The following is a 23,010-nucleotide window of genomic DNA, read 5'->3' on the forward strand; positions in this document are numbered from 1 at the left end:
ATTTCTATCTATAATTTTCTGGACTATTTTAACTGTTCCTTTTAATTTTAAAATTTATAAAAATTTTTATTTAGAGAATAATACAGCCAATGATTTAAATATTACTGATGATAAATTACTATTTTACACAGAAAATTTATTAGATTATCTAAAAGGTAATGGTTCTTTAGACGCTAATTGGTTTACAAAAAAAGATATATTACATATGATAGATGTTAAAAACATTTATTCAACAAGTTTTTATTTTACAACTGTTATAACTATATTATTTTTATTGTCTACATTTATATTATTATTTTTAGATAAACATTATTTACCTAATATAACTAAAAAATTCAAATTATCGTTTGCTATTTTTATAGTTGTTTTACTTTCAATAACATTAATAGTAAGTATAAATTTTAATTATTTTTGGATTAAATTTCACGAAGTCATTTTTACAAATGACTTATGGCTCCTTTCTCCCGAAGAATCCAATTTGATTAAAATGTTTTCTGAGAATTTTTTCTATTCTCTAGTAACTAAAATAATCATCATTATATTAGTAATATTTTCAAGCTTAGCAATAATAAACTTTATATTAACAAAAAAGTTAAAAATTAAAAAATAATTGTTATTGTGTTATAATTATTAAGTTAATTTATTTGAATTTATGAAAGGAGATATAATGAACGAGCAAAAAAATAATAAATCTGTAATAACAGATGAAAAAGTTATCTTTCGTATTTGTGATGAATGTCTAGGCGTAAATCTTAGAACACTAATTCCTAAATTACAAAAAAAAGCACCTAACGCTGAATTTATTATAGGATGTCAATCTTATTGTGGTCCAGGAAGAAAGCAAACTTTTACATTAGTAAATAGCAGAATTTGTATTGCCGATACAGAAGTTGAATTAATGCCCTTAGTAGACGAAAAATTAAGAGAAAAGGTTTCTGCCGAAGACGCGGAAAAATATAGAAAAAGAATGCAACGTAGATTAGAAAGAACTTTTTATTTCGTTGTTCCCGAAAATACTACAATTAAATTAAACGAAAATTTTGAAGTTAACAAAGAAGATGTCATCGCAAGAAAAGCTAGCGTCTCTTATTTGGATAAAGTTCAAATATCTTCTAATGTTGATACAACTACTAAAGGAGAATACGAAGTAGTATATTCTGTAGAAATAGATGGCAAAAATTATGTAAGAAGGAGAATAATAACTGTAGACTAATGGGTAAATTTGAAGAATATAATAAAAAATTATCATCTATCATATTAGCTTTAATGAATATAGCTTTATTATTAGTTGCTCTAGCTCTATGTGTTCTATTATTCTTTGAAGCTTGGAAAATAGTTAAACTTAGTATATATCCACAAGATAATAATACTTTTCGTTCTATTATAGAAGAAATAATAGTATTTTTCTTATACTTTGAGTTTATAGCTTTAATAGTAAAATACTTTAAGAGTAAATCACATTTCCCTTTAAGATATTTTATTTACATAGGTATCACTGCAATAATAAGATTAATTATAATTGATCATGACGTAGCATATAACACTTTGGTTTGGGGAAGCTCCATTTTTCTTCTATCATGTAGTCTTGCTATAGTTAATAAGTTTGTTAAACACGATTAAATCTACAAAAATTATAAGTATTTAAGAAGCTTTGAAAAACGCTTTACATTTTTACTATCTATGATATAATAAAGTTATACAAAGATAGGAGGTATCTTATTATGGAAAATAAATATTCTAACATTTTGGTTGCAGTAGATGGTTCTAAACAAGCTGAATGGGCATTTAGAAATGCAGTTGCTATTTCAAAGAGAAATGAAGGATCTAAATTATTTATAGCTTCTGTTATCGATTCTACTATAGCGACTTCTGGACTTTCTGATCCTTATATTTTTAATTCTTTCTACAAAAAAACGAAAGAATTAGTTGAAAGTTATGTTCGTGTTGCTAAAGAATCTGGACTATCTAATGTAGAAGGAATAGTTGAACAAGGTGTCCCTAAAGTTGTTCTTAGCGAAGATATAGTTGAAGAGAAAAATATTGATTTAATTGTATGTGGATCTTCTGGTTTAACAGGGTTCAAAAGAATGATTATGGGTTCTGTTTCTGAAGGAATAGTACGTTACGCAAAATCTGATGTAATAATCATAAAACAACAATCTATACCTAAAGATTTCACTCCAGAAGTTGCTTTAGAATTCCAAAAAGAAGACTAATAAATAGATTTAAAAAAAGAGAAGATTTGTAATCTTCTCTTTTTTGCTATTTCTCACAAATATAAATGATTCTTTCTGAATCATTATAATTTTTATTTTCTTTATCAAAATCACAAAAATAATCTTTTATTTTAAATCCTGTAGACAATAAAATCTTATTAATATCAGATATATTATACGTTCTTTGCTTTTGAAATTCATAAACTTTTTTATAAAGATTATTTTTATCTTTTATAAAGAATGTTATCTCACTTTCTACCTCTAATACATTTTCCGTATCGTATGTAAACCATATGTAATTTATATCGTCGTCTTCGTAAGCATATAATTGTGTATCAATCATTTTATTAATTTTATGGGGTGTATGTATGTCAAATACAAAAATACCTCCATCTTCCAAACTGTCAAAAACATTTTTTATTGCTCTTTCAAATTGCTTAATATTATCTAAATAATTTAAAACATCAAAAGCACTAACTACAAAATCAAAAGTTTGATTAATATTTTTAATATCTAATAAATCCATAGCAATATAACTAGCTTTAGGATATTTATTACTGGCAAGCGATAGCATTTCTTCACTCTTATCAATTCCGTATACTTTTCCATAATTAGCTAAATGTTCTATTAATGCACCGCTACCACAACCTAAATCAAGAATTAGTAAATCTTTCTTATCTACTAATTCTTGATCTATAATATTTTTATAAGTAGCGTAATCAACATCCATTAACTTATCATACACAATACTTAAATTTTTATACATTTATTAAACCTCTTTAATAGGGTGTTTTTCAAATAAATTATCAATTTGATAGTACTCTCTATCATCTCTAGTCATAATATTAACTATTACATCTCCTAGGTCTATAAGCACCCATTTGGCCTCTCTTATTCCTTCCATGCTGTATATAGGTTCATCTAATTCTTGTATTTTTTCCTTAACTTCATTAGCTATCGCCTCTACTTGACGGTTTGTAGGAGCGTGACACACAACACAGTAATCATACAGCATTCCTGCATTAGTCAAATCATAAGCTACAATATCATACCCATGTTTTTCATCACAAGCATCTACTACTGTCGTTAATATTTTCTCTACTGTCATTTGTTCTCTCTTTCTCTAAAAAATTTATTACAATATTCTAAATATTAAATTACTAAGACAATTATACACTGAACTATTTACAAAATCAATATATTAACTGCTTTACTCCTAGTAAGTATGTTATATAAATTAATAAATTTAAAAATATATGAACTCTACTTTTAAATTAGTAACAAATATTAATTTTAATTTTTTTATTTATGAAAATAGCTAGAAGAAAATCTTCTAGCTAAAATAGATTTTTAATTACATTAAATTTATGATAACCAAGAGAAGAAACTACTTATTATAGCTATATTGAAGAAGTCTATAAACAGTGCTCCTACTATTGGCAATACAAAAAATGCTAAGTTAGAATATACGTATTTATCACTAACACTTTGCATATTGGCTATTCCATTTGGAGTTGCTCCTAAACCAAATCCTATATGCCCAGAAGATAACACTACAGCATCATAGTTGCTTCCCATAACTTTATAAGTTACAAAATAACAATAAACAAAAGCAAGAATAGCTTGTGATAATAGTAATATACTTAAAGATCCGGCTACCCCAGATAATTCCCATAATTTCAATGTCATCATAGCAATTCCTAAAAATATATTCAAAGATACATCTTCCAAAATTCTTATTTCTTCGTAGTGAACATCAAATTTCGAAGTATAGTCTGAAATATTTCTAATAATAGCTGCTATTAACATAGGACCTATATAACTAGGGAAACTTAAATATTGATTTAAAAATGTAGACAAATAACTTCCTAAAAACATAGAAAACAAAATAATGAAAAATGCTTTAGCAAAATTATCACCATCTAATTTTTTAATATTATTATCGAATAAAAACTCATCATTTTTTAATTTATCTACAGATGAATTTTCTGTTTTAATGTCTATTTTTTTTCTTTTTATTAATGAGTTAGCTAATGGTCCTCCTAATGTAGACCCTGCTATTAAACCAAAAGTTGCAGCAGCTATCGCTATACTTTGAGCTCCACTTATTCCCATATCTTCAACAATAGGAGCCATTGCCGCAGCAGTTCCATGACCTCCTGTCATAGCTATAGAGCCTGTTAATAAAGATAAAAATTCATTAATACCTAAGATTTTACCTACTCCTAATGCTACAACATTCTGTAGGACAACTAACCCTATAGTAACGAATAAAAATAAACCTACCTTTTTTCCTCCAACTTTCAACAATCGCCAACTAGCATTAAAACCTATACTAGTAAAAAATACAGTCATAAAAAATTTTTGTAATGTTGTATCAAAATTAAAACTTAGTATATTTAGCCTATTTAACAATAAATGAATAATTGAAAACAAAAATCCACCTATAACTGGCGATGGAATACAATATACTTCAAAAAACTTAACCTTTTTTCTTAGTATTCTTCCTACAATTAAAACTATAACAGATAGACCTATAGTTTGAATCATATCCATACTAATAGTATACATTGTCAATAATATACCTCCTTACATAATTTTTCTTTATTATAATAAATTATAAAATTCTATACAAATACACGTTATTTTTTCTTACAAGATTATAATTAATAAAATAAAAAATAGTGGCTTTTCTCTAGAATAAATTCTTTAATGAACCACTATTTTTATTTTAAAATTATATAAAAATATTTTATATATATACAATATTAGTCAATTACAGATACTTTAATAAAGTTTGTTGTACCTACACTACTCTTAGCTGTATTAACAGGTATACCTCCTGTTATAATAATCGCATCATCTTTCTTAGCATATCCTGCCTCAATAGCTATTTCTTTGGCTGTATCTAGCATATTATCAGTAGAAGTTACTTGGTGTGAAACTTTTGCTTCTACTCCCCAAACTAAACTTAAACTTCTTGCAACTTTTTCACTAGGAGTTACAGCTAATATTGCAGCATTAGGTCTATATTTAGATATTAATCTTGCAGTTTGACCAGATTCTGTATAAGTTACTATTGTGTGTAAATCCAAGTTAAGAGCTGTATATCCTACAGAAATTCCTATTGCGTTTGTTATATCTTTTCCTTGAACTTTTTTAGCACGTTTTTTGATTATAGTTGAATAATCTTGCATATCTTCTGCACGTTGAGCTATTGTTGCCATAGTTTCTACAGATTCTACTGGATAAGCTCCTGCTGCAGATTCTCCTGATAACATAATTGCATCTGTTCCATCAAATATTGCATTAGCTACGTCTGATACTTCTGCACGAGTTGGACGAGGATTTTTCTGCATTGAATCTAACATTTGAGTAGCTGTTATTACAAATTTACCAGCTTTGTTACAACGACGAATTATATCTTTTTGAATAATAGGTACTTCTTCTGCTGGTACTTCAACTCCTAAATCTCCACGAGCAATCATTATCCCATCAGAAACTTCAATAATTTCATCAATATTATCTATAGCTTCTTGACACTCGATTTTAGGTATAATTTGTACATATTCACAACCTTCTTCTTTTAGAATACGTCTTACTTCTAAAACATTTTCTTTTGTACGAACAAATGATGCTGCTACAAAATCAATATCTTGAGAACATCCAAATCTTATATCTTGCTCATCTTTTTCTGTAATACCTGGTAATTTTGTAGAAACTCCTGGTACATTTACACCTTTTTTATCTTTTAGCACTCCGCCATTTTGAATAGTTGTATAGATAAGACCTTTTTCTACATCTACTTTATTTACTGTAAGACCGATTAGTCCATCATCAAGTAAGATAGTATCTCCTTCTTTTACATCATGAACTAACTCTTGATAAGTAATAGAGAATTTTTCTGGAGTTCCTAAGACTTCTTTCATAGAAACTACAACATCTTTGCCTTTTTCTAACAAGATAGCTCCATTTTCCATTTGATTAGTTCTAATTTCTGGACCTTTAGTATCTAGTAAGATAGCAAGATTTTTTCCAGCTTCTTCTCTAACTTCTTTTATAGTTTTTATTCTTGCAGCGTGCTCTTCATAATTACCATGTGAAAAATTAAGACGACATACATTCATTCCTAATTCTAACATCTGTGTTAAAGTTTCTTTTGATTCTGATTTTGGTCCTATTGTACAAATAATTTTAGTCTTTTTTGTCATTTTATTAACTACCTCTTTACAAAATTTTTTATATTATATTTAGTATATTATTTTATATATTTGTATTAACTATATTGATAATTGTTTTGATACTTCATACATTTCTAAATCTACTGTATGTGTGTCTTCGAAAACATCTTCAAACTTAGTACTAGTTAAACGATTATTTTGGATACCTACCGCTCTTCCAGATGATCCAGCTAACAATAACTGTACAGCGTAGTTTCCTAATCTAGAAGCAAGTACTCTATCCATTGCACTAGGTGTTCCACCTCGTTGAATATGACCTAAAATAGTATATTTAACGTCTTCGTTATATTTTTCTTTCATAATCTTAGCTAGTTCTGGAGCAGACATAACTCCTTCTGCTAAAACTATAATAGAGTGTTTTTTCCCACGTGATTCAGCATAACGAACACGTTCCATAACTTCGTCTATATCTTCTGTTTTTTCTGGGATTAGTATAGATTCTGATCCTCCGGCGATACCTGCCATAAGAGCTAAATCACCTGCATTACGTCCCATAACTTCTATAATAAACGTTCTTTCATGGCTCGAAGCCGTATCTCGAATTTTATCTATAGCATCAATTATCGTATTTAGGGCAGTATCAAATCCTATAGTAAAGTCTGTTCCATTAATATCATTATCTATAGTACCAGGAACCCCTATAGTTTTGATATTCATTTCGTTACTTAGTGCCATAGCTCCTCTATAAGAACCATCTCCTCCTACAACTACTAAACCATCAATTCCTAGTTCTGTTAAGTTTTTGATTGCACCTTTTCTTACTTCCGGATTAGCAAATTCTGGTAAACGTGCTGAATAAAGAAATGTTCCTCCTCTATTGATAATATTACCAACATCTCCTAATTCTAACTTTTGTATATTACCAGCTACCATACCTTTGTATCCCTGATAAATTCCATAAACTTCTAAACCATTGTAAATAGCTGTTCTAACGACCGCTCGAACAGCAGCATTCATACCTGGTGCGTCTCCACCACTTGTTAAAACTGCAATTTTTTTCATTTTAAAATACCTCTTAAAATTTTATTATACGTATACTACAATAACATACTTTTAATAATTTTTCTAGTAAAAACACAAAAAAAATTGTTTAAATTTGTTTGTTTGCACTTTACTTATAACTCACTTTAATAGACTTGTTAGGGTATTTTTCTAAATAATTTCTAACAAATAAATGTTCGTTTCGGACAAATAATATTGTAGTATAATTATTTTTATTTTTAAAAATACATATTAACTCTACGTTTCCATTTGGTACAATATAACTTTTTATAAAACTTTCATTCTCATTATCCACTAGAACATAAATTTGTTTGATATTATTCAAACAGTATTCTTCATAGTTCTTTAATGTCGACATTTTTTCCAAAATATATTGCATCTTATTATTTCTAAATTGTGGCTTTAAAGATAATACTAAAAATGAATGTCTCTTCAGTAAAGAACGTGCATACTTATATACATTAGGAAAAACCGTTACAGAGTAATCCATCATACCATCATTAACAGTTAAAAACGCCATAGAATCTCCTTTTTTCGTTGTAATTTCTTGTATAGATATTACTTCTACATAACTATCCGCTTCTTTATCTGATATATATTTTAATGGTAAGTAATAATATTTTTCTTTATCAACTTGTACAGGATGTTTCAAGAAATATGTACCTGTTACTTCTTTTTCCATTTTAATTTTCTCTTGTACAGTATAGTCTTCTACTTCTTCTACTTTAAGAGTTAGTCCGCTAATACTACTTATTGCAAGACGCACTTCTCCTATATTATCTCTATTATCATTATAATATTCTTTTACTTTATTCATTAAAGTTGCTCTATTGTAACCAAAACTGTCTAATGCTCCAGATTTTACCAAAGAAACTGCTGCTTGATAATCTACTTTCTTTTCCATTCTTCTCAAAAAATCATCTATATCTTTGTATTTACCATAATTTTTTCTATCATTGACTATCTCACTAGCAGAACGCCAACCTACATTTTTTATAGATATTAAAGAAAATATTATATTATCTTTAAATACTGTAAAATTAACCTCACTAATATTTACATCAGGTTTCAATAAGTTTATTCCTACATTATTCAACTCTTGTTTATACTCATTAATTTTTTTTTCGCTATTTATAACATTATTTAGCAAAAAGTTCATAAAATATTTTGTATAATATACTTTCAAATAAGCTAATTTATAAGCTAGCATACTATAAACGACAGCATGCGATTTATTAAATCCATAATTAGCAAAAGTTACAATGAGATTAAATATTTTCTTCGCAACATTTTTATCATATCCTGATTTTACAGACTTATCTATAAATATTTTGCCATACTTCTCTAAATCTGATTTTTTCTTTTTACTAACTGCCCTTCTCATATTGTCAGCTTCTGACAATGTCATATGAGCAAAATTCACAGCTATCAACATTATTTGTTCTTGATAAACTATAACTCCGTAAGTATCTTTTAATATTTTTTCTAACTTAGGATGTGGGTATTCAACAATCTCTTCTTTATTTTTCCTTTTAACATATGTTTCTATCTGTGCCATAGGCCCTGGACGATACAGAGCATTCATTGCTACTATATCATTAAATTCAGTAGGTTTAAGGATACGTAATTTTTCTTTCATACCACTAGACTCAAACTGGAATATACCCTCCGTTTTTCCACTACTAAACAATTCATAAACTTTGTTATCTTTATAACTTATATTGTCCAAAGAAAAACTAGAATCAAGTTTCTTTATTTCCTTGACAATATTATCTACCATTGTTAGATACCTAATACCTAGGAAATCTATTTTCAATAATCCAATATATTCCAAATCATCCATAGTCCATTGTGTTAAGTATTTTGTAACATTTGCATTTTCTAATGCTGTATATTCAATTAAGTTTTTATTATCACTTATTACAACTCCTGCTGCATGCACGGATTTATTTCTAGGTAGATTCTCTAAACTACACGCAACTTTAAACCAGCGACTATTTTGCTCTGAACTATTTACAAAATCTCTTAATTCCACATTATTATCGTAACATTGCATTAATGTTTTATCTGAACTAAGTAAAGTACTTATTAACTTTAGATTCTTATCTGAAAATTGTAATATTCTAGCACTTTCTCTAGCTGCACTTTTCGTCTGGAAAGTCGTAAATGTAATGATTTGAGCTACTTTTTCAGAGCCATATTTTTTCTCAACATATTTAATTACTTCATCTCTTCTTGTATCTTGAAAATCAATGTCAATATCAGGCATAGAAATTCTATCTTTATTCAAGAATCTTTCGAAAATTAAATTGTATTCTAGCGGATCTGCTTCTGTAATATTTAACAAATAGCACACTAAACTTCCCGCCGCACTTCCACGTCCTGCTCCTACATATATACCATTATCTTTTGCATATTTAATAAAGTCATAAACTATAAGAAAATAATCAACAAATCCCATATCTTCTATAACTTTCAACTCGTACTCAAAACGTTTTTTGTAAATATACATATCTTTTCCTACTAATTTTTGCTTAGCTCCTTTTAATACTAGATATGTTAGATACTCTATACTAGACTTATCCTTAAATATATTTTCATTATCTCCATAAGTATATTTAGGAAGATGGTATCCACCAAAATTCAATTTATAATTAATTTTTGATATTATATTATTTTGCTGTATTAAAGCTCTATTTATAATTTCTTTATCTTTTGCATTTACTATATTATTGTATAATTTTACAAAATCTTCGTTAGTATAAACAAATTCATTACCAGTAGTTGTAATTAAGTCATCAATATTTAATTTACTATTTTTCTTAATCGCTCTAGCTACAATAAGCGGTTGATAATTATCAAAGTTTAAATAATAACTAGCTTTAGTGTAAACTACATTTTTTATATCATAATAAATATCACAATTATAACTTTCATTATATCCAAAGTAATAGTCAAATCCGTTTAATTCATTTATTATATCTTGAACTCTATTTATTGATTTAATTTCATCTGGAATAATTATTGTACACTCATTTTTATAAGGTTTTAATTCTCTTAGCAATTCTTCCAAATAAAATTCAGCTTCATCAGTATGTAGACGTGTTGATATGCGTAATAGAATTTGAAACATTTTCTCGCTACGACATAATATATTAATACGCAGAAAACTTAATTCATAACTTACTTTAGTTTCTAATGCATGTATTAATTTAATATTATATTTTTGAGCATAGCGATAGCTTTTTATAGCAGCGTGCATATTAGGATCAGTTATGCACAACGCATCTATTCCATTATTTTTTAATTTTAAAAACAATTCTTCCAGTTTTATAGTACTATTTAATAAATCATAACAGCTATGCACTTCCAAATTATAATATTTCATAAATTCCACGTCCTTTCTCTAATAAATTATACTATATAGAAGCAGGCTTTTCAAAATTATAATTTAAATAAAAAAAGAGTAGTATGAATTTATCATATTACTCTTTTTTGTTTTAAAACTATTTGTTTTTATCTTTTTCTTCTATAAAGAACGGCACTTAATAATAACATACCTAATCCTGGTATAGAAGTATTCATCAATGTAACTCCTGTATTAGCTAATTTTCCTTTAGAATCTAGTGCTAAAAGTTGTCCACCTTTGTAGCCACTTCCTTGTGAACTTAAACTAGAAATATTACTTTGCTTATGTAAATTATTATCTTCTTGTGGCAATATTCCTTCACTAGACCCATCTTCATAAATTTTTATTAATTTAAGATTATTAAAATTATATACAGGTAACGCATCTTGACTTCCTAAATCTTGAGATATTGATGCCATTACAGGTACATAAACGTTAACACGAGTTTTTAATATGCCATCTTTACTAATAGAATTTTTATCTACTGGATAACTAATAACTTTTGGATAAGCTGTTCTATTAGGAAAGGCTACTTTATATACATCAAAGAATTTATCTATCTCAGAAGTTGAATAATAGCTTAATACATTAGCTTGATGTTTCATTCCATTTTCGTAGTATTGCAAGTTCCCTAAATATCCTCTTTGATTCAAGAATGTCAAAGGTGTAAAAGTCAGTTCTATTCTATATTTTCCATCTTTTACTATCAGCTTAGCTGGCTTAAGTATCGCACCATCAGACATAGACAACTTACTTTCTGTAGTATAATTACGTATTTCTACCCCTATGCTATATTCTCCATCAGCTAAGTTTCTAATATCTAATTTTGAGTTGTTTTGCTCATTTTTATTATCTTGAGCTGTCCCTACTTTTATAACTCTAGTTACAGGTTCTTTAACAACTTCTTCTGAAATTAATTCTTCTCTTATAAATTTATCATTTTCAAAATATTGGCGTTTAATTATCTTCTTCTCACCATTAGTTCCCTCTATTTCTACCTTAGTTTCGCCTTCTTTTAGCTCATCAGTTTTTACTATTTTAGTTTCAAAACCTATTTTTTCTAATTCTACTTTATCTTCTGTAGTAATCTTTTTAGGTTTATCTATATTTGATTTGATAACAAATTTAGCTTGTGGCTTAGCTCCACCCATACCATCATTACCTAAACGCATATCATAGCTATTTTTTACTTCTTCATTCAATTCAATCAATAATTTTTTATCGAACAATGCTGTTTTTCCAGTAGAATCACTGTCTTCGTACTTAAGAATTGAATGTACGGCTAATTTTTCTTTATCTAATTCTCCCCTAAAGAAATCTAGTTCTGTTAAATGCGCACGTGTTCCAAATATTTCCATAGTTTTTAAGTTTACTTCTAAATATGCTTTTCCATTAGTATAGATTAACTTAGCATTTTTATCAAAAATTCCACTAGCCATTGATTCTATCCCTGGTCTAGAATAATTCTCAATCATAAAATCTACATTTTGAACTTTATCTCTATATTGTAAATTTGATAATTGCTGTTCTAGTTGCTCCGCTATACTTTTATCTAATATATTATTATTCAAACCATTCTTCAACTGTGTAATAGTTTTTAATTGTTCATCTGTTATTAATTCTTTTAAAATTTGATTTTCCGCACCATTTATTAACGATTTAGCTTTTCTCTCTATTAAATCGCTATTATCTTCTACATTTTCTATAGACTTTATAGCTTTATTAAGTTGTTCTAAGGTACGTAAAACATTATCTAATCTAGCTGATTTCACTCTTGATAAAAGTTTTTCAGCTGATTTTATTTGTTGATCTAATTTTAATTTTTCATCAGAAGTAGGAGCATTTTCTAAAACATTTTTAGCTTTTTCTACTGTAGATTTCAATTTATCCAATTCTTGTTTTAATAATTCCGCATTATTAGCAGTTGCTATAACATAATAACCTTCTTGTTGGTTAATATCAAAAATAAATTTATTTGAATATTTAGAAATTGTCGTTGGAATCGGCTTTAAGCTATGTGTTTGCATATCATAAATATATACTTGCTTATCTTTATTATCTGTAAAGTCTGCGATTTCTAATTTTAATAATGGATTTTTATCTGCATTCCAGCCGTCTTTATATTTAGGAGTATATTTACTACTATCTTTTTTATTAACTACAGATATTTTTTTAACCTCTACATATGTTAATCCTAATTTTTTAGTAGCATCTTCAAACATTTTCTTGTAATTATCCTGCACGTTTTCAATTGATAATGTAGCATCTTCAGTTAAATTATAAGTATTATTAGATGTTAAGAATGACGAATAAGTATTTCCTAATATATTAATATCTACAGGAACTTGGTCTATATGATATTGAGAAAATGGTAAAACATATTCTTTAGTTTCAGAAGACTTAGTTCCATCAGAATTAAATCCTTTAACTTTTACAACAACATCTCCTCCATTTTTACTAAAGTTAGGAATATCTTCTAAAGGACTTACAAACATTCTAAATAAACTAGAAGGTAGTGTTGCATCTGAGCTCTGAGACCTTAAATCTGCTCCTTTCGAACTCATAGTTGGTTCACTTCCATCCAAAGTATATTTTACATAGCGTAAATCACTTTGAGTTAATCCTAAACGTTCAAATTGAAGCTCTACTGCATATTTACCATCAGCTAATTTGAATTTTCTATTGTTATCTGCTGTATATGGAGAATAGATTTTTCCATTTTTTTCATAATCAAAAGGTAATTTTTCTATTGAACTATCTTTTAAAGCTTTACCAAATTGGTCAACACGTAGTAGCTTTGGTGCTTCTACTTTTTTTGTATCGTCTTCTATTGCTTTATCACCTAAATTAATAATTCCGTATGATATACTAGTAGTTCCTGTATGAACATTAAGTTGTGTTTCTCCAAATAAATATATATTCTTACCATCTTCTAAAGGAATTAATACCTCTGAAATTTCATAATGTTCTCCAGATTCTACTACTTTACTTTCTAATTTAGTTCTATTTTCTGAGCCATCGTAATTGTAAAATACGTTCCAAAGTCCATTATCGTACAAATGTTCAGCTCCCCACTTCTGCTTACTATAATATCTAACTTTTAAAACTTTTTTTCCATTATCATTTATTACAGTGGCTACCGGATCTACTGCTCTACGAACACTAGTTTTACTAGGCGATTCATCTTTTGTACTAATATTTACTAGTGAAACTTCCTCTTTATGTTCTACTTTTGGAGTTTCTGGAGTAGGATTACTTTCTTCTTTCTTAGAATCCTCATTCTTTGGTTCTTCATTATACTTTTTTATTAACTTTAAAGAAGAAAAATCATATTCTATAAAAGCGTCTTGATGTCCTAGAGGCTGTGATATACTTGCCATTACAGGTACAAAAACTCCTATCTTAGTACTAAGAATATTATTTTGAATATTTTCTTTACTTATAGGGTATTCAAAAACTTTAGGATAAGCTGTACGATCTGGGTATTCTTTTTTGTATACTTCAAATGCAGAATCTTTTTCTGCTTCAGTATAATAAGATAATATCTCAGCTTGTTCTTTTACGTTATTTGAATAATAATATAAATTTCCTAAATAGCCTTGAGTATTAAGAAAATTTATAGGTATAAATTTAACTTGTACTTTGTACTCTCCATTTCTAACTATTAATTTCGCAGGTTTTTCTGTTGCCCCATCTGCCATAGAAAGTCCTGTCCCATCAGCTTTTTTTACAGAGAAATTTAAATTGTATTCTCCATAAGCTAAATTTTTATAATCCAAAGAAGCTGTATCATTACTACTTTCTACTGCATTTGTGATATTTATATCACTTAAAGATTCATAAGCAAGACCTGTACTTAAAAATAATGCTCCCGTTATTCCTATTGTTAAAATTTTGTTTCTTTCCATATTATTTATCTCCTTTTTTATATTACCATGTTTTTATTATATTATTTATTATTTCTATATTCGTATCATACAACTCTCGTAAAATATCTTTATTACAAAATTCTTTAGAGTTTCCTGTCTTAAAAATATTTCCATCTTTTATAGCAATTATCTTATCACTATAACTTATAGCTTGATTTATATCGTGTAAAACCATCACTATAGTTTTATTATATTTTCTATTTAAAATTAATATTAAATCCAAAAGTGATTTTTGATACTTAATATCCAAATAGCTAGTAGGTTCATCTAATATTAAAACATCTGTATCCTGAGCTATGGCTAGCGCTAAAAATACTCTTTGTTTTTGTCCACCAGATAATTTGGACACATAAATGTCTTTTAAATTTCCTAAATTCGTCACATTTATTGCGTGATTAATCATCAAAAAATCTCTATCACTAAACTTGCTAAACAATGTTTTTTGATACGGTAATCGCCCGTAACTAATCAAATCATTTACAGTTAATTCTTCTGGTGCAATATTATTCTGATAAACTATAGAAATTTTTTGAGCTAATTCTTTTTTTGTATAGTCATTCAAATCTCTATCATCGATAATAACTGTTTTCTTCTTTACTTTATTGATACCCGCTAAAATCGATAATAACGTACTTTTCCCACAACCATTTTTTCCTATAATTGTTGTTATTTTACCTTTTTCTATACATAAATTTAGATCTTTAAAAACTTGATTTCCCAAGTAATCAAAAGATAAATTTTCAATTTTTATTATCTTATCCATAGTTACTCTCCTTTTTTAATAAAATTAAAAATGTTGGACCTCCCACTAATAGCATAATGACATCAGCTGGAATCTCTATCGGACTAAATAAAACTCTTCCTAAAGTATCAAATAATAGAAAGATAAATCCACCCAATAAAGCTGTAAAAGGTATAGTAACTACATGATTTTTTCCTATAATAATTTTTGAAATGTGCGGGACTATTAAGGATAAAAATACAACTACTCCTACAACACTAGTAGCTATTGATGCTAATATTATCGCCAAAAAAGATAATATTGTACGAATTAATTGAACATTTATACCAAGCGATAAAATATCTCTATCACTCAAGAAAAATATATTACAAATTTTATACAACATAAAAGTAATTATAATGAAAATAGGTACCCAAAATATTAATAACTTAACATCTTCAAAACTTTTCATTCCTAGTGTTGCTCTTATGTTTATACTTGTTGTTGAGTTACGTAGATATTGTATTAAAATCAATACACCTGTAAAAAATGAATTAATAGCTATTCCTACCAAAATTACACTAACGCTACTTTTCATATTTTTTGAGCAAATATAAATTAATATATATCCAAAAATACCTCCCATTATGGAAAGTATAGATTTATAAAAAATAACATTCGGCATCAATATCAAGCCAATATAAAGAAATAAGTTTGCTCCACTAGATATTCCTATAATACTTGGATCTAACAAAGGATTACGCAAACTTGTCTGCAAAAGTAATCCACTAACTCCTAAAGCAGCACCTGCTAATAAAGATATTGCTATTCTAGGAATTCTTAAATCAACTATATAGTCTATATTATAATTCCCAAATATACCTTGTAATAACTCGGAAATGCTAATTTTTATACTGCCTGATAAAAGCGAAAATATTACAGTAATAACAATCAAACTAATAATTATAAAAAATGATAATTTTACTTTGAATTTCCCCATAATTATCACCTACTTATAAAATATTTCCTCTAATTTAATTAATCCTTGTGTATAATTAAACTGAGCAGTCATTCCAAATATATTGTAATCAAGATCTATAACTTTATTATTTTGTTTTGCAGAAAATTGATTCCAAACTTTATTATTTTCAAATTCATCTTCAAACATTTTCATTACTACATCTGGTAAAGCATGCGCAGCTCTCAAAATATAATCTGGATTTTGACTTAATAAATATTCCATATTGACCTGTTCAAATTCTTTATCACTTTTTACTATATTTTCAGCTCCTGATAATTTAACTAAATTCCCTACATAAGAATTCTCTGTTGCTACCACATAACTACTTGGAAGTCCCATTAAAACTAAAACTTTAGGTTTCTTTTTATCAGATATTCTATTATTGTAATCTTCAAAAAACTTGTTTTTCTCATCAATAAGTTTTTCATATTTATCTTTTTTATTATATTGTGTAGCAAATTCTTCTGTTATGTTGTATAAAGAATCTACACTTCGTAAATTAACATATTTATGAGGTATATTATGTTTTAATAATCCTTCATCTAACCAGTCAGCCAAACTATCTGGAATATAAACCATAGTAGGATTAATAGATTTTAATACTTCCATATCTGGATTCATAGGTAACCCTATACGATAAACATGGTTATAATTTTGAGGTAATTTTCCTGAATTAGTTGATGGTACTCCTGCTAATTTAAGTTCCAATTCATCAGCAAGTTGTGCCAAAGCAACGGAATTCATAACTATCCTCTTACCTTGTTCTTCATCTGCTCTTTTATCTTTATTTATCCCTTTTAAGTCCAAAGTGCTATTAAACGCTTTATCTGCTATATCTTTTTCTATATTGACTTCTTTTTGGCTAGAACAAGATGATAAAATAAACAATGTTAATAATAAAACTATATATTTTTTTATATTATTTTTCATCTTTATCTACCTTATGAGTTCTTTTTCTAATAATATATACACCTACGCCTACTATAAGTATAGTGAATAGTGAAGTAATAATATAGTAAATTTTATTGTTAGATTTTTTTTCATCAATTATCTGCATTCCATCGACTGATCCCTTAGCTATAGAATCAGAATTAACTTCAACAAAAAATCTAACTGGTCTATTCATAGGCTCAACGAACATTTGAATCATTGCAGAAAAGTTCTCTCTGGGCACCTCAAAACGATAGTCCGCATAGCTATCTTTATATTTTTCTAAATGAACGTTAGTTTCTACTGCTTCTACCAATTTATATTCTCCATTGCTTTGTAGAACCTTTATAAACGGACCTTGTTCATTATTTCTAGTTACCCAGTTTATTAAATGTATTCTAACAGTTGCATAAAGTTTCCCATCAGACGTTCGTTGAAGTTGAGCTTTAGACCATCTTTTTTCTCCACTTGACTTTTGATTATTTAATGCCTGATCTAAAGTAGAAGCATCATTAACCGGTGATATTACCCCTTGGCTCATTCCTTCTCCTATATCAACATTTTGTGATCCTCCGTCAGCAGTAACACCAGTCAACGGATTCAAATATGACGCTGTTATATCAAGATTATAGACACCTTGTTGGTTAGTTTTAGTATCATCTCTAAAGTAATCTTCTACTTTTTTTGTTGTTACTTCTTTTTTGTCACCATTTTTATTTTCATCATTACTATCTTTTTCTTGAGCGTCATTTTTATTTTCTGATGAAGCCTTTTCACTATCTTTATTTTCAGTTTGGGTACTATTATCAGACTGTTCTTCAGATCCTGATATTAAACTGGCTCCCGACCAATTAAACTTTAATATTGCATTTTGTGAAGCATCACCACCCATAACTTTATTCATTGCATCTACAGTTACTTGCACGCCAATCTTATCTTCTTTTAAAGTAGATCTAGTAAATTGCAACAAAGATGGAAAAGTAGCAATATTACCATCTAAATCTACATCTTGATAAGTTCCTACAACTGTTGCCCTTGTTAGACCACCAGAAAATAAAGGAACACTATAAACAGATAACCCTATTAAATGTCCATTCATATCCATAAACTCCATAGGTACAAATTCTACAGTTACAGTTGACATTCCTCCATTTTCTTCAACACGAGCTATAGAGCTTACAGCTCTACTTCCCATAGATAGCCTACCACTATTTTCTGCATGCCATAAAGATACCGGTACGTGATATACTTTAGACTGAGCGTAAGTAATTTTTTTATCATATACAATTCCCTGACCGATAAATGATAAAATAATTATTACGGCTAAAAATATTCTTTTCATATTATCCTCCTTATATATTTATAATGATAACGATTATCAATATACATTTATTATAATACTAAAGAAGGAAAAATAAAATACTTTTTAACTATTTTTATTATTTTCTTTTATTATCTTTCTAAATTTTATAAAAATAACTGCACCTAAGGATACTGTATATATAAAATAAAAAAGAAATATTATATTAATAGCCATATACAATTTTTCATTTTTGAAAATATAATTATTAATTAACGATAAAATAATACAAAATAAACTAACTATCAAAAACTTAAAAATATATTTTTTATACCAAGTTTTATACTTTAATTTTATTTGTTCAGTAGAAATTTTTATTTCCATTATTCCACCTCCGTTACTAAACAACTTCATTATATCTAAATATATATTTTTTTACAATTAAGTTTAAAATTTATTATTAAATAATATTAATAAATTCAATGTAATATTCGCTATTTACTCATTTTTTTGCTATAATATTAAACATAAAAGTCATAATGGAGAAGTTATGTTTTATACTGAAAAATATATTTTAGATAAAATAAAAAAACACTTACCTAAAAGTGAAATAAAAAAAATAGAAAAAGAAAACAAAACATTTTATACTATAAATTTCGAGGGTTATAAAGCTAATATTAATATAGAAAATTTTATAGTCAGATTAGATAATAACCAATCAGAAAAAAGTGATAAATTAGTCTATGATTTTGTTTATCATATTGTTAACAATTTAAAAGCTCAAAGTAAATTTGATAATTTAGATATTTCTAAAGAAGTATTTTTAAAAAATTGTTATCCTATATTACGTGCACCGTCTTTTGAAAAAAATAGTAGTGAAAAATTAGTATCATCTGAGCATACTAATGAAACAAAGATATTTTATTCATTAGATTTAGGTAATAATTATCGCATATTATCAGAAAAAATTCTTAATAATTTTAATATAACAAAAGAAGAATTAGTAAATAATGCCACTAAAAACCTAAAAAAACTGCCTTTAAAGTACAATACTGATTCAGTGGCAGGTAATACTTTTTATTTTTTAAACGCAAAAGACGGATATGACGGTGCAAGGCTGTTAGATGATAGTATACTAAAATATTTTTATAAAAAAATAGGTAGCGAATATTATATAGGTCTTCCTCATCAAGATACGTTAATAATTGCAGATATAAAAAATAAAAAAGGATTAGAAATATTACAAAAAATGATGGTACACTTTTTTACAGAAGGCTTAGTACCAATAACAACTATTACATTTAAGTATGATAATAAAAATTTAGAAAGTTTATTTATTTTTGTAGAATAAGGAGAAAATTATGTTATTTTTTTACAACAAAAAAATGTTAGGAGAAACACTTTTAATTACAATATCAGATAATGAGAATACTATCTATGAAAACAAAAAGAATATGACATTAATAAAAAATAATGATGGTGTTCTAGTAGGATTAAATATTTTTAATATAGAAAATTTAAAACTAGAAGGAAACGGAAATATTGAATTATCAGATGAGCAAAAAGAAAAACTACAAAATCGTTTGGAAAAAAATGGTATAAAAATAGATTTAGATGGTACAAATGATGATTATTTCGTTGTCGGAGAAGTATTAACTAAAGAAAAGCATCCTGATGCAGACAAACTATCAGTGACTACTGTAAAAATAGATAATGATGAAATTTTACAAATAGTTTGTGGTGCTAGTAATGTTGAAGCTGGTCAAAAAGTTGTAGTTGCCAAGATAGGTGCTATTATGCCTAGTGGCCTTCTTATTAGAAAATCTAAATTACGCGGTGTAGAATCTTACGGTATGCTATGTTCAAAAAAAGAACTAGGTTTACCTTACGATGAGAATACAAAAGGAATTCTGGTATTAGATAATAACTCTCCTGTAGGAGAAAAAATTAATACCTTAAACTTAAAATAATATATTTAAGGAGGAAACTAAATTGCTAAATTGGAAAAAATTCTTTGATGACGAAAAAGAAGAAAATAACGATGAACTTGAGATTGAATATTATGAAAAAACAGATAAAAAGAAAAACAAACTAAGTGCTTGGTTCGAAGAAGAAAAAACTAACACAAAAAACACTTCAAAAATAGATAGTGATATAAATGATTCAGATATTTTTGACGAAGAAGATGAAGATTACGAATTAGAAAAGAAATCAAGTATATTAGAAAAGATAAAAACTTTCTTCAAAGATAAAAAAACTAATAGTTGGTTTGAAGAAGAAGCAGAAGACTACAAAACTTATTTAGAACGTCAAAAAAATGAACGTACAGACGACCATTCAGAATTTGAAGAAAATGATATTTTCGGAGATGATTTTGATGACAGCTCATATGATGATGAGCATATCGAAAAACAAGAGTCACTTTTGTCTAAAATAAAAAATAAGTTATCTTCTATGACTACTACAAAACAAAATGAAGCAGAAGAAGATTTAGAAGAAATTGATACATACTTCGAAGAAGAATTAATTACAAAAGAAGAACAAGAAATAAAATTAAATAAATATGATGAAAGTACAATTACATCAAAACTAGAAACATTAGAAGAATTTGATAAAACTGAACAAGAAAATAAATCTATTAAAGAATCATTACAAGAATTAGGGATAAAATCTGATACTATTCAAGAAGTAGATTTCTTTACAGAAAGAGAAGATCGCCGTACTCACCCAACACTAGCTTCTATGAAAATAAAACGTATTATACAGGATAAAAAAATAGAAGACTTAGGCAATGATATAATAGAAAACGATAAAAGTACTATAATTGACAGTACAAATATAAAATCAGAACAAATAACAGAAGAAAATATTTCAGAAGAAACTGCACGCGAATCGAAAAATAAAGAAGATATTGAAAAATTAAATAAAGATTTCAATAATATAAAAAGAAAAGATAACAAAATAATTTCTAAAGATAGTAATTCTGATCAATCTACTATTGAAAAAGCTATAACTGAAATAAAATATCACGAAGAAAATAGTAAAAAGGATATGAAAAACTATGATATAGAAATTAATAATTATGCAAATGAAAAAGATCGTCGTGATAAACTAAAATATACATCTGTTAATGAAGTTCTAGAAGGTAGCAATGAATTATTTGAAGATGATATAGATAAAGTAAGTAAAAAACTTATTGTAAATAAAGATGAATCATCACCTGAAGATATAGAAAACTTTAGAAAAGAAGTATTCAAACAAAAAAGTAGTGTTGATTTGGTAGATGCTAATAACAAAACAATATTAGATGATTTAATTATAGAAACTAATATAGTTGAAAAAGAAAAAGAATCCGAGTCAGAAGAAATAAACAAATTAAATGAAAATCTTTTAATTATACAACAAGAAAATCAAGATAAAAAAGATAATACTGTAGAAGAAGATATATCTATAGAGCAAATTGCAAAAGATAGCGAACCTAATTATCCTAAATACGATGACTTAAAAAAAGAAAAAGAAAATAAAGATATTTTAACAGAATATAGTGACTATAACTTAGATTTAGAAGAAATTGAAGAATTAACATCTCAAAATAATATTGACAGTAAATCTGAAAATACAAGTATAGATAGTTTAACAAAAGAAGTTACTTCTACAAATAAAAAAGAATTAATAAATGATATAGATAAATTTAAAGAAGAAAAAACATACACACCTCCTAAAACACAGGAAAATAACACAAAAGTTGAAGAAAAACTTGAAAAAGAAGATACAAAAATACATTATGTAGAAAATTTATATTCAAACGAAGTTACAAATTATTTTGTTGATGAAAATAGCTCTATTACTTTTGGAGAATATAAAATTAAAGACAATGGGTATCGTCCTGTAAGTAAGGAAACTATAGAAAAAAATCAAAAAAAATTAGAAGCCATATTCGAAAAATATTCTAATACAACATCTAATCTAAATAACACATCTTACATAGAGAAAAAAATATCATCTCCTACTACTAAACGAATTGGAAAATATAAACCTACACCTGTTTATTCATCTGTATATGGATCAAAAACTATAACAGATAATAAAACAACAAAAAATAATAAAAATACTAGTAAAAATTATTTTAAAGAAATAGCTTCTCAAAAAGAAGCAACTTGGAACATCGAATTAAATAGTAGAATCCCTAAAAAACAAAATAATAAAGAGAAATAAAAAATAAGTCAGCTTCTTAAAATAGA

19 protein-coding genes are annotated in these 23,010 nt (G+C 26.9%); 7 read left to right on the forward strand and 12 right to left on the reverse strand.

Annotated elements, in window-relative coordinates; all coding sequences use genetic code 11:
- The 4 genes from HZY83_RS04575 to HZY83_RS04590 form a co-directional block, all read left to right on the forward strand.
- On the forward strand, window positions 1-610 hold a 610-nt coding region (locus tag HZY83_RS04575; protein WP_179942896.1), incomplete at its 5' end, for a lipoprotein intramolecular transacylase Lit.
- 57 nt (window positions 611-667) lie between these two features.
- On the forward strand, window positions 668-1,213 hold the full coding sequence (locus HZY83_RS04580; protein ID WP_179942897.1) for an immunoglobulin-like domain-containing protein: 546 nt from the start codon (window positions 668-670) through the stop codon (window positions 1,211-1,213).
- Window positions 1,213-1,620: a phosphate-starvation-inducible PsiE family protein gene (locus tag HZY83_RS04585; RefSeq protein WP_179942898.1), complete on the forward strand. Its 408-nt coding sequence runs from the start codon at window positions 1,213-1,215 to the stop codon at window positions 1,618-1,620. The genes HZY83_RS04580 and HZY83_RS04585 overlap by 1 nt, the downstream gene beginning before the upstream one ends.
- Before the next feature lie 101 nt (window positions 1,621-1,721).
- Window positions 1,722-2,216, forward strand: a complete 495-nt coding sequence (locus tag HZY83_RS04590) for a universal stress protein (RefSeq protein ID WP_179942899.1) — start codon at window positions 1,722-1,724, stop codon at window positions 2,214-2,216.
- A gap of 46 nt (window positions 2,217-2,262) precedes the next feature.
- Here the strand turns inward: HZY83_RS04590 and HZY83_RS04595 are convergent, their stop codons facing one another.
- From HZY83_RS04595 to HZY83_RS04650, 12 genes are all read right to left on the reverse strand, one after another.
- Complete coding sequence (locus HZY83_RS04595) at window positions 2,263-2,982, reverse strand: class I SAM-dependent DNA methyltransferase (protein ID WP_179942900.1); 720 nt, start codon at window positions 2,980-2,982, stop codon at window positions 2,263-2,265.
- Window positions 2,983-2,985: 3 nt separating this feature from the next.
- Window positions 2,986-3,324, reverse strand: coding sequence for a ribosome silencing factor (gene rsfS, locus HZY83_RS04600; protein WP_179942901.1), 339 nt, complete (start codon window positions 3,322-3,324; stop codon window positions 2,986-2,988).
- Between the two features lie 257 nt (window positions 3,325-3,581).
- The gene (gltS, locus tag HZY83_RS04605) at window positions 3,582-4,787 is read right to left on the reverse strand and encodes a sodium/glutamate symporter (protein WP_179942914.1); all 1,206 of its coding nucleotides are present in this window, start codon (window positions 4,785-4,787) and stop codon (window positions 3,582-3,584) included.
- 197 nt (window positions 4,788-4,984) lie between these two features.
- Entirely contained in the window at window positions 4,985-6,427 is a 1,443-nt protein-coding gene (gene pyk / locus HZY83_RS04610; RefSeq protein ID WP_179942902.1) for a pyruvate kinase, read from the reverse strand.
- Window positions 6,428-6,496: 69 nt separating this feature from the next.
- A complete protein-coding gene (pfkA, locus tag HZY83_RS04615; protein ID WP_179942903.1) occupies window positions 6,497-7,459 on the reverse strand; it encodes a 6-phosphofructokinase in 963 nt (320 codons plus the stop codon).
- 109 nt (window positions 7,460-7,568) lie between these two features.
- Window positions 7,569-10,847 (reverse strand): DNA polymerase III subunit alpha, encoded by a 3,279-nt coding sequence (locus HZY83_RS04620; RefSeq protein WP_179942904.1) that lies wholly within the window; start codon window positions 10,845-10,847, stop codon window positions 7,569-7,571.
- 128 nt (window positions 10,848-10,975) lie between these two features.
- On the reverse strand, window positions 10,976-14,776 hold the full coding sequence (locus HZY83_RS04625) for an NEAT domain-containing protein (protein WP_179942905.1): 3,801 nt from the start codon (window positions 14,774-14,776) through the stop codon (window positions 10,976-10,978).
- Window positions 14,777-14,798: 22 nt separating this feature from the next.
- The gene (locus HZY83_RS04630) at window positions 14,799-15,560 is read right to left on the reverse strand and encodes an ABC transporter ATP-binding protein (protein WP_179942906.1); all 762 of its coding nucleotides are present in this window, start codon (window positions 15,558-15,560) and stop codon (window positions 14,799-14,801) included.
- Entirely contained in the window at window positions 15,553-16,518 is a 966-nt protein-coding gene (locus HZY83_RS04635) for a FecCD family ABC transporter permease (RefSeq protein ID WP_179942907.1), read from the reverse strand. Before HZY83_RS04635 ends, HZY83_RS04630 begins: the two co-directional genes overlap by 8 nt.
- 9 nt (window positions 16,519-16,527) lie before the next feature.
- Window positions 16,528-17,469, reverse strand: coding sequence for a heme ABC transporter substrate-binding protein IsdE (gene isdE / locus HZY83_RS04640; protein ID WP_179942908.1), 942 nt, complete (start codon window positions 17,467-17,469; stop codon window positions 16,528-16,530).
- Window positions 17,459-18,811, reverse strand: a complete 1,353-nt coding sequence (locus HZY83_RS04645; RefSeq protein ID WP_179942909.1) for a heme-binding Shp domain-containing protein — start codon at window positions 18,809-18,811, stop codon at window positions 17,459-17,461. The genes isdE and HZY83_RS04645 overlap by 11 nt, the downstream gene beginning before the upstream one ends.
- Window positions 18,812-18,895: 84 nt before the next feature.
- Window positions 18,896-19,153 carry a hypothetical protein gene (locus tag HZY83_RS04650; RefSeq protein WP_179942910.1) on the reverse strand — a complete coding sequence of 86 codons (258 nt, stop codon included), beginning with the start codon at window positions 19,151-19,153 and terminating at the stop codon, window positions 18,896-18,898.
- A gap of 166 nt (window positions 19,154-19,319) precedes the next feature.
- Here HZY83_RS04650 and HZY83_RS04655 point away from each other — a divergent pair, with 166 nt between their 5' ends.
- The 3 genes from HZY83_RS04655 to HZY83_RS04665 are packed head-to-tail and all read left to right on the forward strand — an operon-like array spanning window position 19,320 to window position 22,984.
- Complete coding sequence (locus HZY83_RS04655) at window positions 19,320-20,120, forward strand: DUF1444 family protein (RefSeq protein WP_179942911.1); 801 nt, start codon at window positions 19,320-19,322, stop codon at window positions 20,118-20,120.
- Window positions 20,121-20,130: 10 nt separating this feature from the next.
- Window positions 20,131-20,739, forward strand: coding sequence for a YtpR family tRNA-binding protein (gene ytpR / locus HZY83_RS04660; RefSeq protein ID WP_179942912.1), 609 nt, complete (start codon window positions 20,131-20,133; stop codon window positions 20,737-20,739).
- A 22-nt stretch (window positions 20,740-20,761) separates the two neighbouring features.
- Window positions 20,762-22,984 carry a hypothetical protein gene (locus HZY83_RS04665; protein WP_179942913.1) on the forward strand — a complete coding sequence of 741 codons (2,223 nt, stop codon included), beginning with the start codon at window positions 20,762-20,764 and terminating at the stop codon, window positions 22,982-22,984.
- Window positions 22,985-23,010: the final 26 nt, after the last annotated feature.

Source organism: Gemella sp. GH3, from assembly GCF_013415425.1.
Taxonomy (GTDB): domain Bacteria; phylum Bacillota; class Bacilli; order Staphylococcales; family Gemellaceae; genus Gemelliphila.

What these genes read in the sequence shown, in the direction of transcription:
- pyk (WP_179942902.1), bottom strand. Translation starts at nt 6,427, where the DNA reads ATGACAAAAAAGACTAAAATTATTTGTACAATAGGACCAAAATCAGAA.
- HZY83_RS04590 (WP_179942899.1), top strand. Translation starts at nt 1,722, where the DNA reads ATGGAAAATAAATATTCTAACATTTTGGTTGCAGTAGATGGTTCTAAA.
- HZY83_RS04635 (WP_179942907.1), bottom strand. Translation starts at nt 16,518, where the DNA reads ATGGGGAAATTCAAAGTAAAATTATCATTTTTTATAATTATTAGTTTG.
- rsfS (WP_179942901.1), bottom strand. Translation starts at nt 3,324, where the DNA reads ATGACAGTAGAGAAAATATTAACGACAGTAGTAGATGCTTGTGATGAA.
- HZY83_RS04650 (WP_179942910.1), bottom strand. Translation starts at nt 19,153, where the DNA reads ATGGAAATAAAAATTTCTACTGAACAAATAAAATTAAAGTATAAAACT.
- HZY83_RS04580 (WP_179942897.1), top strand. Translation starts at nt 668, where the DNA reads ATGAACGAGCAAAAAAATAATAAATCTGTAATAACAGATGAAAAAGTT.
- HZY83_RS04585 (WP_179942898.1), top strand. Translation starts at nt 1,213, where the DNA reads ATGGGTAAATTTGAAGAATATAATAAAAAATTATCATCTATCATATTA.
- HZY83_RS04625 (WP_179942905.1), bottom strand. Translation starts at nt 14,776, where the DNA reads ATGGAAAGAAACAAAATTTTAACAATAGGAATAACGGGAGCATTATTT.
- HZY83_RS04620 (WP_179942904.1), bottom strand. Translation starts at nt 10,847, where the DNA reads ATGAAATATTATAATTTGGAAGTGCATAGCTGTTATGATTTATTAAAT.
- ytpR (WP_179942912.1), top strand. Translation starts at nt 20,131, where the DNA reads ATGTTATTTTTTTACAACAAAAAAATGTTAGGAGAAACACTTTTAATT.
- isdE (WP_179942908.1), bottom strand. Translation starts at nt 17,469, where the DNA reads ATGAAAAATAATATAAAAAAATATATAGTTTTATTATTAACATTGTTT.
- HZY83_RS04645 (WP_179942909.1), bottom strand. Translation starts at nt 18,811, where the DNA reads ATGAAAAGAATATTTTTAGCCGTAATAATTATTTTATCATTTATCGGT.
- HZY83_RS04630 (WP_179942906.1), bottom strand. Translation starts at nt 15,560, where the DNA reads ATGGATAAGATAATAAAAATTGAAAATTTATCTTTTGATTACTTGGGA.
- HZY83_RS04595 (WP_179942900.1), bottom strand. Translation starts at nt 2,982, where the DNA reads ATGTATAAAAATTTAAGTATTGTGTATGATAAGTTAATGGATGTTGAT.
- gltS (WP_179942914.1), bottom strand. Translation starts at nt 4,787, where the DNA reads ATGTATACTATTAGTATGGATATGATTCAAACTATAGGTCTATCTGTT.
- pfkA (WP_179942903.1), bottom strand. Translation starts at nt 7,459, where the DNA reads ATGAAAAAAATTGCAGTTTTAACAAGTGGTGGAGACGCACCAGGTATG.
- HZY83_RS04655 (WP_179942911.1), top strand. Translation starts at nt 19,320, where the DNA reads ATGTTTTATACTGAAAAATATATTTTAGATAAAATAAAAAAACACTTA.